2 protein-coding genes are annotated in these 13,260 nt (G+C 42.6%); both read right to left on the reverse strand.

The window, feature by feature from the left end; all coding sequences use genetic code 11:
- Positions 1-107: 107 nt before the first annotated feature.
- On the reverse strand, positions 108-8,732 hold the full coding sequence (locus tag A3775_RS22625; protein ID WP_066426919.1) for a non-ribosomal peptide synthetase: 8,625 nt from the start codon (positions 8,730-8,732) through the stop codon (positions 108-110).
- A 1,455-nt stretch (positions 8,733-10,187) separates the two neighbouring features.
- A complete protein-coding gene (locus A3775_RS22630) occupies positions 10,188-12,947 on the reverse strand; it encodes a GAF domain-containing protein (protein ID WP_066426920.1) in 2,760 nt (919 codons plus the stop codon).
- Positions 12,948-13,260: the final 313 nt, after the last annotated feature.

A 13,260-nucleotide genomic window follows, 5' to 3' on the forward strand; every position in this document is an offset into this window, starting at 1 on the left:
GCTTTCGAGATTGTCATAAACAATGAATATTATTGGTATGGAAGAAGGAAAACAAGGGACAAAGTGATGACAAATCTTCTCTTAATAGAGATGAGTTGTGAACTACTTTATTCAATTTCTGCTAGCAGTTCATCCAAGGCTTCTTGACTCAAATTAACTTCGGGAAAATCTGAAGGTGTATAACCTCCTGCTTCTGTTGATAAACAGTGGTCAATAATTGCTTCTAGGGTTTTCACATAGTTGTTAGCCAAGTTTTCTACTGTAGACTGGTGATGGAAAGCCGAGCTATATTTCCACTCCAGTTGCAATCTGCCCTCAATCACTAATCCATTCACATTCAACAAATGGCGGCGTTGTCCTTTGGGAGAGTGAATAGAACCGCTAGATTCTTGAGCATATTTCCAACCCAGAGACGCTAGGTGTGTTTGGTCGAATTGACCTAAGTAGTTGAAGCTGACCTGAGCTTGGGGAAGTAGCCCAAGTTGCTGATTGATGGCTGCATCCCGGCTGAGATACCGCAGGATACCGTAGCCAATACCTCGGTTGGGGATGTGTCGCAGTTGCTCCTTGACTGACTTAAGAGCTTCTCCAGGGTGGTGAAGACCTGCTTTTAAGCAAACGGGAAAGATACTGGTAAACCAGCCGACTGTCCGGGACAAGTCTACATCTGTAAATAAGTCCTCCCGTCCGTGTCCTTCTAATTCAATCAGTAGAGAATCGTAGCCTGTCCATTGGGCAAAACTTTCTACTAATGCGGTCAATAGTACATCGTTAATTTGGGTGTTGTACGCGACCGGGACATCCTGTAGCAGAGCGCGAGTCTGTTCTATACTCAGGGATACAGAAACAGTGCGACTTGAGCCGACAGTGTTGGCTGATGCAGTAGCGGGAAAGTCTAAGGGTAAAGGAGCAACTGCGAACTGCATGGAGTCGAGCCAATAGTCTATTTCCCGGTGCAGTTCTGGATCTGCTGCATAATTCTGCAATCGAATTGCCCAATCTTTAAAGGATGTGGTTTTTGCAGGGAGTTGGATGTGATTTCCACTATCTAATTGTTTGTAGGCTTGAGATAAATCTTCTAGCAATATCCGCCAGGAAATCCCATCTACCGCTAGGTGATGGATGACAATTAGCAGCCGACTAGGAGAAGATTCGCCTAAGTTAAACAGCAGGACTCGCATGAGCGGCCCGTCTGCTAAATTTAGCGATCGCTGGATTTCCTCTGCCTGACTCTCAATAGCTTTTGTTTGTGCTGCTGGAGCAAGATGGGATAAATCAGCGATCGCTAAGGATAGGTCATCGCACACATCACTGTTGTACTGCTGCCATTGCGTTGCTTGCTGCACATACCGCAGTCTTAAAGCATCGTGATGGTATAACAGCTTTTGTAATGCCTGTTCTAATAATTCCGGCTTGATATGGGGCGGAACTTCTAGCAGGACGGATTGGTTAAAGTGATGGGGTTCGGCTAAATTCCGCTCAAAGAACCAATGCTGAATCGGTGTTAAGGGAACATTGCCTGTAACTAAGCCTTGTTCTGCCTTTTGGGTGGTATTTGTCACCGCTACGGCAGCTAACTCAGCGATGGTTTGATGCTGAAATAGCTGTTTTGGAGTTAATTTTAATCCAGCTTGATTGGCTCTGGCGATAATTTGGATACCGATAATGGAATCGCCACCCAACTCAAAGAAGTTGTCATGAATGCAAACTTGTTTCAATAGTAAAACATCTTGCCAAATTTGCAACAGTATTTTTTCGTTATCGGTGCGGGGAGCAACCAAGCTATTGGAGTCATTCAACTCAAACTCTGGTACTGGTAAGGCACGACGGTCTACTTTACCATTGGGGGTAATTGGTAAAGCTGCCATCACTGTGAAGGATGCCGGCACCATATAATCAGGTAGCTTTTGCTTGAGGAAGGCTCGCAACTCGCTACTGGTGGGCTGTGTTCCTTCGGGGATCAAGTATGCTGCTAAACTCTTGCTCCCCGGTTTGTCTTCTCTGGCAATCACCACAGCATCCCGTACTTGGGGATGTTGAGTTAAAACCACCTCAATTTCCGCCAGTTCTATGCGGAAGCCCCGGATTTTTACTTGGTTGTCAATGCGACTGAAAAATTCTATATTCCCGTCGGGTAAATAACGTACTAAATCCCCAGTTTTATACAGGCGATCGCTCTCTGGATGTCCAAAGGGATTAGGTATAAATTTTTGCTGATTAAGTCCGGGACGATTCCAGTAACCCCTAGCTAAACCAGCACCACCCACACACATTTCACCCCAAACCCCGACGGGTACAGGTTGGAGATTCGAGTCTAAAATATATACCTGGGTATTACCAATCACACGCCCAATGGGAATTGACTTCTCAAGTTGAGTATCCGGCGTGACCGGGAAGCAAGTAGTAAATACTGTGTTTTCCGTAGGGCCGTAACCGTTGAGGAATTTACAATTTTTCAGTTCTTGCACAACTTTTTGAACGTGAGCTACAGATAATACATCACCACCGCTCATCAGTTGACGTACAGGTTGTAAATCTGACAACCTTTCATCTACCATCAGATGGAATAAGCTGGCTGTGAGCCATAAAATACTCACCTGATAGCGTTGAATAATTTCCCCTAACTCTTCTAAAGATGGCTTTTGACTTGGCATCAAGACAAGCTTTGCACCATTCAAAAGACAAGGCCAAATTTCTAAGGTGGAAGCATCAAAGGACAGGGGGCCAAGTTGCAAAAAGACTTCTTGGGGTGTTAATGACGCATAGTTTGTTCCCTTAGCCAAGCGGACAACATTTCTATGGATAATGCAAACACCTTTGGGGATGCCTGTAGAACCAGAGGTATACATGATGTGAGTCAGGTTGTCTGGTGTCACATCTGTTTTTAGGTTCTCTGGGCTGTATTGGCTGAAGATTTCCTGATCTGTGTCTAAACAAATCACCTTAGCTGAGTTGGGGGGTAATAATCCTCTCAACTGCTGTTGGATCAGTAGCACTGATACCCCTGTATCTTGGAACATATAAGCCAAGCGTTCTTGGGGATAGGCAGGATCAAAGGGAACATAAGCACCCCCGGCTTTGTTGATGGCTAGGATACCGATGATCATTTCTAGCGATCGCTCAACGCAAATCCCCACCAATACTTCTTTCTCAACTCCCAAGGTTTGTAAATAGTGCGCCAGTTGATTGGCGCGATCGTTCAATTCCCGATATGTTAAACACTCATCTTCATACACCACCGCTACAGCGTCGGGTGTTTGTTCTACCTGTTCCTCAAATAGCTCATGAATACACTTGCTATCAGGATAAGGTATGTGAGTATCATTCCATTCCACCAACAACTGATGAAGTTCACCCTCAGTTAGCAATGGTAAAGTACCTATCGATTGCTGTGGGTTGGCGACAATTCCCGCTAATAATGTTTGGAAATGACCGCTCATTCGAGCAATTCTGTCTTCGTCAAACAAATCGGTGTTGTATTGCCAAAACCCTTGTAAGCAGTTGCCTTGTTCCCACATTTGTAATGTCAGGTCAACCTTGGCATTAACATTATCTAGATGTAGAGGATTAACAGCTAACTCAGGCGTGTCTAACTGTTCCATTGGCGCATTCTGCAATGCAAACATCACCTGGAATAAGGGACTGTGGCTGAGACTGCGCTCTATTTGTAAAGCTTCGACAATCTGCTCAAAGGGTACGTCTTGGTTAGCGTAGGCATCCATAGAGGTAGAACGTACTTGAGTCAGTAGTTCTGAGAAACTGGGATTGCCTTCTAGGCGAGTTCGCATCACCAAGGTATTGACAAAAAAGCCAATTAACCCTTCTATATCTTGTTGATTGCGGCTAGCGATGGGTGTCCCTAACAGTATGTCTGTCTGTCCACTGTAACGGCACAACAGGGTAGCATAAGCCGCCATCAAGGTCATAAATAGGGTAGTTCCTGACTTTTGGCTGAGTTCTTTTAGGGATGCTGTTAGTGTTGCATCTATCTGGAAGGAAAAACACCAACCCCGGAAAGTCTGCACGGAGGGACGCGGCCTGTCTGTCGGTAGTTCTAAAAGTGGTGGTGCGTCGGCTAACTGTTGCTTCCAGTAATTGATTTGGGTTTGTAATGCTTCACCTTGCAACCATTGACGCTGCCAAATCGTAAAGTCGGCGTATTGAATCGGTAACTCTGGCAGGGGAGAAGCATCACCTACTAAGAAACTGCGATACAAACTTGATAGTTCTTTGATGAATACTCCCATTGACCAACCATCACCGATGATGTGGTGCATGGTCAATAATAAAGCATAGGATTCTGGCTCTAGTTGGACTAAGGTAACTCGCAGTAAAAGTCCTTTGGTGAGGTCAAAGGGTTGTAGTTGATCTTGGGTGGCTACCAGTTGCAGTTGTTCTAACTGTGCTTGTCCTGAGAATTTCTGCAAGTCCACTACCGCAAGTTTTATAGTTGCCTGGGGAGCAATTACTTGTGCAGGTGTACCTGCTACAGAACTAAAGGTAGTGCGTAAAATTTCGTGACGGCGGATAATCTCGTTGAGGCTACTTTCTAAAACTGCTATATTTAAGCGTCCATTCAAACGAACCGCTTTAAACATATTGTAGAAAGGGTTGTCAGGCTCTAATTGAGCTAAAACCCATAACCTCTGTTGGGCGAAGGAAAGAGGAAATTCTTGATATTCTGTGGTACTTCCCCGACTGACTGGCGGAATCACAAGGTTATTTCTTTGATTATCTGTTCCCTCTTCCCTTTGATATCCCAAAGACTCTGCTACTTGCCAAGCTATATTACTTAAAAAGTCTGTCTTGTAATACTGCTTCCAACTCTCGGCGGTGTCGGGATTAATGCTTTGATGTTGGTGAAATTTCACATCTCCCACCATTCTCGACTGGGCGTAAATACCATCAGTCATGCGCTGCTTTTTCTCTTTGTATGGTTGCAGCATCTCAGGATGGAAGTCTACCCCTAAAAATTGGCAGAGTCTTTCTACAGTAGTCTGTGGTTGATTAACTATGTCTTCAAATTTGAGTTGATACTGTCTTTCTGGTGGAATTTCTTGCAGGAATTGCAGAATATTTTGATGGCTAATTAACCATACTAATTCAGCGAGTTGTCGTCTATTGAAAGGATGTTGATAGGGAAATGTTTGTTCTACTCTGGCTTCTTCATAAGAGCGCATCGTTGCTAATGGATGGCGCACTAAATGAATGTAGAGTGGGTTTTGGAAGTTGATTTCTGCTCGTTTAAGGGTTTCTAAATCTATGGAATAGGAGGGGGTTTTGTCTACTAAGATTTTCTTGCCTAGCCATTGCTGGATCAGGTGGTAAAATTGCTTGGTGGTGAGATTTTGGGCTTCCAATTCCTCCATTAGTGCGATCGCTTCTTCTGGACTACACCCTTTAATTTGCATGATGGTGCGAATTGTCCCTTCTGCCCAAAAGCTATAACGTCCAGAAAATGCGGCTTTTCTGTCTGCAAGGGTATTAAATGTCAGCAGTTCCAATTCTGGCGGTGCAAACAGTTGCGGATTTCCCCCCAGGATGACGCGCAGTAAGGTTGAGCCGCTACGATGAGGCGAAAGGATAAAGATGGCGGGTGGGTTTTTCTCTGTGTCTTTGTCTATTGGGGGAGCAATGGCGGGTATCAAGGAACGCATTTGTAAAACTTTTGTTTCATCGATGCGTTCTTGTGGTATGTCAATAATTGCTGTGGTTTGTTTACCTAAGAGTTTGGCTGCTGTCTGTGGGTAGTTTTCTTCTATGTATGCTGCTAGATTTGCTACTGTTTTAGTATCAAATAGAACAACGAAGTGAATGATTTCGTTTAATTGGGCTTGCAGTTTATTAATCAGAATCGCTCCCCGAATGGAATCGCCGCCTAGCTCAAAGAAGTTATCATTGATACCTACTTTGTCAAGTTTGAGGATTTCTGCAAAGAGGTTGGCGATCGCTTTTTCTATGGGTGTGCGAGGTGCAATAAATTCTATCTCTAGCTGGGGACGTTGGCGTTGTTGTCGGGATGCTATCTCTTTTTGGATGAGTTCGGGGGTGTAGAGATTTCGGGCTATGCGTTGATAGAAGTCGGAGGGGGGATTTATTTCACGCAGAGGCGCAGAGGCGAGCCAGTGCGTTGGGCGGCTCCGCCGACTTAAAGCAACTGGCGTGCGGAGAGTTTGAGAAGAGTTTGCTGGTTGTTTAACTGGGGTGTTGGTTGTGGGGGTGAAGTTGATTTGAGATGCTGTCTCAGATGGAAACTGGAATAACCAACTATGCTCTTGTTTTTGTTGGAATTCTCTACCAACGCTAGTCAGAAAGTCCCAGGCTGGTTGATTCTTTTGTGTGGGTGTGTATGAAACTTTGAGTTGGCTTAGTCTTTTTTGTTGTGCGAGGTTTCCTAGATAAGCCAGCATTTGATGTTCTACACCACGCCCCAATACTCGACAACTTAGTAAAAATGTGTCTACGACTAGGCTCGTTTCTGCTGTTGCAAATAACATTAAACCTACTAAGCCATAATCACCGAAGCGGTCTTTAACTTTGACTACTCGACAGTCTAAGCTTCCTGATGTCAGTAGTTGTTGAATTTCTGTCTCAGACCGTCTGATTGTTGTCAGGTTAAACTGATTGGTGCGTTGAGTTAGTTGAGCAACCCTTGTCAGTTGCTCGTTTTGCATGGGGGAAATTTCAATTTCTAAGTTGAGTTGGGCAAGGAAATCAGCAAAGGAAAGCGAATCTTGTTGTAAGCGTTGGCGTTGGATGTTTTGTTGATAGAGGTTAGTTCTTTGTTGGTCTTCTTGAGTGGTTTGCAGTTGGTCGAAAGCCCATGTATGTTGTAAGAATTGGGGGATGCGATCGCTTTGTTGGGGAAGTTGTAGAGTCAAGATTTCTGGACAGTTGGCTCTCACTTCTGCACATTCAACTGGGTTGTCATCTATGAAAATGAAGCTGTCTAAACTCAGTTGCAATTCGTTAGCTAAATGTTTCAGATTCTCTGATTTCGATTGCCAATTAATCCGCCAATTCACGAGATGATGGCGTTGCAGTACCATATCTGGATGTTGCTCGAAGACTGCAAAGACATCTTCTTCTTGGTTCTTACTGCACAAACAAATTAGTTTGCCGGTTGCTTGCTGCTCTAGGATAAATTGTTGTAGGTTTCTAAATGGTGGCTCGATTTTTACTCCTGCAACTCCATCTTCTCCACAAACACCACTCCATAAGGTATTGTCACAGTCAAGGGCAATTACTTTGTAGGGACTGCTGTTCAATGCCAATATCTTCCGCGCTAGCATTGTCCCCAAGGCGCAGAAAAAGGTTGGTGTGTAGGGGATGTGTCCGAGTTCGTCGCCGTAGGGATCGTAGTAATTCTCTACTGGGTAAATACTGCTCAATTCTTGACTCTTGATCAGATACATCCCATTCACATCTTTGAGTTCTGCTGCTAACAGTTCTTGCATTCTCTCATATATACTGTTAGTTGCTGCATCATTATTTGCAGATGGAGGACATATACAAATCAAATGGGGAATTGGCGATCGCGTGGCGGCTGTTTTTAATGCGCTACTAAAATCCTCAACGGTTTTCTCTAATTGGGCTGTGTTTTTGGCAACTTGTTGTAATTCTGAGTGCTGGTTTTGGTGGTGGCGTGTCGCATAAATATTAAAGAGTCCCGAACCGTGTAGGAGAGACTCTTCATCAACAACATATTTAAAGCCTTTTTCGGTCAGCAAGTGCAGAACTTGCCGAATGGTGCTACCTTCTTGATCATGCACCTCCATCACAATCTGCTTAATCAAAGGCCAGTGATGCTCTTTTATCCCTTGCAGAATGGCTAACTCGCTTTTCTCTGCATCGAGTTTGAGTAAATCAATCTTGGTAATTTGATACTCTTCAATGATTTCGGAAAGACTCCGCAGTTGAGCCTGATAGGTTTCTCGCTCTAGTCTATCTTGGAGGAATTGATCAGCTAGACGTTCTAATGAGTCTGCATCCAGAGAGTTATCCCGTTGCAGCATATTGATAATGACTGAACGAATAGCTTTTTCATCTTGCTCTGCATCAGCCGCGAAACTGGAGAAGACTGAGGAACGAGGGTAAAATGTGAAGGTTTCTTGTCTAGATTCACCACCTAAGCCGCAGTTAAATAGATGGGCATTTTGACAGTAAAGCTGGGCGTTTGTCTGTAATTTATCAAAAGCGTGGGGTGCAGGTTCAAAGGCGTAAATACTGCCTTTGGGTGCTTTTTGCTGGGCAAATAAGGTAAATAAACCAATGTTTGCACCCACATCAATAATACAGTCGTCTTCATTAAAGACTATGCCATGCTTGAGATAGACGCGATCTACGAAGATTTCTTGGTATAAATATTCGGTTTCGTATTGGTTGAGGTGCGCGATTTCTATGTGATTTGGTAGGGTGTGACGTAGGCGATCGCCCAAAATTTCTGCTTTGAGAGTATCATCAACTACCAGATGTAGACGATATTTATTTGCTTCCCAATCCTCAAACCTCACCAGAACTACATTAATGCCATCATGATTACTAGCCAAGCGACTGGCTGGATTCAGCAGTTCTTGAAATACCTGGTTGTAAGGAGAAAACTCTATGGCATAAGGTAAACCGATTTCTTGGAACCAATAAGCCAAGGAATCTTCAACTAATTCGCTTGTAAATGTCGCTGTGATAACAATTTTCTGGTGATAAATTTGGTTGAATAAATCTAATCCAGACATAAAACTGATTGTTAAAATTTTGTTATGTGCGTATTAAATTCTGCAAGAATCAGCAGACAGAAAATTCAGAAAAGTTGAAATTTAAAGTCGAATAAAGCAATCTATGTCTTGTGATATATGACAGTTTATTTATCCATCTGGTTTGATAGGTAAATACAATAGACAACATCAGGTATTTTCAGGCATTGCCGAAAATACTCGCAGCAGCTTTGGGCTTGACTTTCAACCAAAGTAAGCTGACCAATCACAAAAGTTAATGAAGAAAATTGTGATTCCACAATTTCCAGCTTGCTGGCAGTCTTCACCTCTCAGGTATCAATAGTATCAGATTAGGTTAGTTTTACAGATTTGATTTACTTAATTAAACATTAAATTTTTATACATACTACTATTTGACGCTTATTGAACAAATACATAATCTCAGCTTTGTCAATAAAACGCAATAGCACTTAACTGTACTTTAGCTTCAAGAACAGCGAGAATTAAGGGGCTTGTATCCTTTTTTCGCAGGCTCATTCTTCTCCCTGTACCCTGCCGTTGGCGCAGCCTTTGCTACGCAACGCTACCGCGAACCCGTAGGGTAGGGGTTTAGGGAACACCACATAATAAATTATCCCAATCGACTGTTAGTAGTTAGTAGTAGTTAGTAAGGTGCGTCAGGATAAATATTGTCTTGGTATGGCTAGGGTTTCTCCCACTGACGCACCCTAGTCTTAGTAGTTAGTAGGGTGCGTCAGGATGAATATTGTCTTGGTATGGCTAGGGTTTCTCCTACTGACGCACCCTACATTTTAGATATTTTTTGATCTGGAAGTCCCTGAGAAAACTTCAGGTTGAACCCTGGATTTAAACCTTTGTAACAGGTTATCAAGCGCAAAATAGCTTTATATTATAGTCTAAACGTTGGCTTATGCAAAGTAATTGTAAAGTTTTTAACCTCTAGCGCACCAGACTAATGTCGCAGTTGCCTAAGTTTGAGTAGAACACATAACACAACAACACCCAACATCTACTCGTTGTTTTGATTTCCTCTCCTTGTTCATGTTACTCAGGGATATAATCAGTTTCATTATCTGAAATCAGAATGAAAAACAGTTACATTGCCCTCATTTTTGGCTACTTGAGGAAATATCAACTTTCGCGTTGGGTGTTGTCGGTTGTTGACGAGACAGACATCAAATTAAACAGCGTTTTTTACCTCTTTTACTAACTACACTCTAGCTGTTACATCTGCCAGGGAAGCCTTGTGGCTTCAATTAATAGATTAGCACTTCTAGATTAGTATGGTAGTGTTTGCAAATAAACTTTACTTTGTCATAATGGCAATTTATCTCAAAGCCTGAATATAGCTAAGTTTAAGCCAGAAAAAATATTTCAAACTTAGATAATCAGTTGCAAGTAAACGCTCATATATTTTGAAGTTTTGAAAATTATAGCTATGTGTTGCCTATGGTCTCACGATTTCAGAGCAGGTTTGTTGGCTATGCTGCTGTTATGGGCGTTATCTAGGGGTTTAACAGGGATTTCAATCCAAAATTCTGTACCCTTACCGATTTCTGAGACACACTCTAAAACTCCGCCGTGTTTTTCTACCACAATTTGGTAGCTGATTGCTAAACCTAATCCTGTCCCTTTTCCTACTGACTTAGTAGTGAAAAATGGGTCAAATATGCGCTTTTTCACTTCCGGCGACATTCCTGGGCCATTGTCAGCAATGCGGATCAAAATCCGAGATTGATTTGGATCAAATTGGGTAGTAATGTTAATTTGCGATTTAATAGACTGGTTTTGTGTTGAATGCTCCTCTAGGGCATCAATGGCATTAGCCAGTACATTCATAAATACTTGATTCATCTGTCCGGCATAGCATTCTATCAATGGTAATTCGCCATAATTTTTCATAATTTCAATGCCAGCAAAATGAGCATTTGCTTTGAGTCGATGTTGCAAAATCAATAAAGTGTTATTGATACCTTCATGGATGTCAACATACTTATTTTCTGCTTCATCTAGACGGGAGAAATTGCGTAATGACAAAACTAAAGAACGGATGCGATCTGCACCTACCTGCATAGAAGAGATAATTTTGGGTAAGTCTTCGATGACAAAATCTAAGTCTAATTCTTCTAAGGCTTGGGAAATTTCACGGTGGGGCTGAGGATGGTATTTTTGATAAAGTGTTAAAATTTGCAATAATTCTTGAGTATATTCGCTGGCGTGGCTGAGATTACCATAGATAAAGTTGACAGGGTTGTTAATTTCGTGGGCTATCCCTGCTACTAACTGTCCCAAGCTGGACATTTTTTCATTTTGAATCAATTTGGTTTGGGTGTCTTGCAGTTGTAGCAAAGCTTGTTCTAATTGGGTGGCTTTGGCGGTGGCTTCTGCTTCTGCGCGACAACTGTGTTCATATAGTTGTGCTTGATAAATGGCGATCGCTGCTTGATCTGCTAGTTGTTGTAACAAATCTATCTCCGCATCTTGCCAATGTCTCGGTGCATCGCACTGGTGAGCAATCAGTAAACCCCAGAGTTGCTGACTCATCTTAATGGGTACAATCAAGTTAGCTTGTACTTGTAAGCTCTGTAAAAATTCTTGATGACAAGCACTGATAGAATCAGTAGCTACATTGTCTATGGCTCTGACTCTACCTCGAAAGTAAAGACTGGTGTATTCATCAGGAAAGCATCCCAAAGGCAATTTTAAGCCTAAAACTGACACCCAATTCCCATTTAGCTCTTCGACAACTACCTCACCCTCAGACTCGCTCAAGAGTTGGTAAATCACTACTCTGTCGGAATTTAATAAAGAGCGCACTTCCCTGACAATGGTTTGTAGAGTAGTTGCCAAATCCAAGCTACTACGCATCTGCTCGGTGACTTGCTTGAGTACCTTGGTAATCAGGTAGGATTTTTCTAACTCGGTGGTTTGTTCTTTTACCTGACGTTCTAAGTCAGCGTTGAGTGCTTGGATTTGTTGGTTAGTTTGTCGCTGTTGAATGGCGATCGCAAAATCATATCCTAAAGCTTGCGCTAAAGAAACATCTTCCTGAGTCCATTGGGGTGCTTGTCCTTTTTTCTGTTCGCGCCACACTTCAAAGGAAAGTCGCGGTAGCTGTTGTCGTTGATTTTCCTCACATTTTCCCGCCCAGAGAATTTCTGTGTCAAATTCCGGGCGTAAAATCGTGATCACTCCGATCAACTCTTGGCGATAATGTAGGGGCATCACCAACATTCCCCGAATCCGAGTAGACTGAAACGCAAAAGCTAACACCCGCAACCGAGGTTCTTTGTAAATATCAGCAATTGCCCAAACTTCACCCGGTTTCGATTCAGCCATCCAGTTACGCCATACGGGATGTTCTTCCATCACACTACTTGCTGATGCTTCTGTTATCTGTGGCTGCTCACCCCATGTATACATTTCTTGACTTTTATGCAGATACAGTCTGCCACTGATACCATTTAAAGCTTTAATCGTGACTTCTAAAGCTGGTAGTAATTTGATGTGAGATTGCTTATGCAGCAGGGTTGTGACTTGGTTAATAATCACTTCGCGTTGTTGCTGGGCGCGAGTTGCTGTGAGGAGATTGTTGTGAGTGATTGCGATCGCTAGTTGCTCACTGACTTGTTGAACGATTTTCAGTTCCCGTTTTAAAATCGTGCGTGGTTGACTGTGGTGTGACACCAACAATCCCCATAATTCCGACTGACTTGATGCTTCTGGCAAATCACACAAGACAATCGGCACTACCAACGAAGACTTCACACCCATTGCTTGTAAATATTGCAGATGACAAGCGTCTACTTGTCTATAGTAGATATTGTTATTTAATGAAGGTTGTGCTGTGGTAGGTGATTGTACTGAGGATAGCCCAATTTGTCCACTCGCCACATCCACAATTGAGCGTTGACGCGCCAAGAGAAACATTTCTCTGGCTTCGGCGGGGATATCATCGACGGGAAACCGTAAACCCAATAGCGATGGTAGACGCTGTTGATGAATCGATTCTGCAATTACTTCACCACTACCATCCGTATCAAACCGATACACCATTACTCGGTCTGTGGCTAAAAAGCTGCGGATTTCCGCAACTGTAGCTGTTAAAATATCTGGAAGTTCGAGCGATCGCCTCATCCGATTAGTGATTCGATGCCATAAACTGTCTTGCTCGAAAGCTGGTGGCAAACTACCTGAGTTATCCGTAAATGTCATTACCTAGCACACCTAAACAAGTTTAAATTTTTTCTTTGACCTGATTACTACACAGATAATTTTAAAATTTATTAAGAATTCTTTTAATTTTATCTGCTGCATTATTTATATGAATTCCGTGAAATTATCTAAATTAGATACTTGAAAATATTTCAGCATGAAAGAAAAATCAAGTTATAAGGCTCGCCATTATACCAATTTTCTCAAATCAAGCAACTGATCCAAATCACAACAGCTAAATTACATCTGACTGCCTGAATTGTGAATTTTGAATTGCTATGACTTATCAGTTCTAAAAAATTGACCAATCTTT

Source organism: Anabaena sp. 4-3 (assembly GCF_001597745.1).
In the GTDB taxonomy this organism is placed as follows: domain Bacteria; phylum Cyanobacteriota; class Cyanobacteriia; order Cyanobacteriales; family Nostocaceae; genus Trichormus.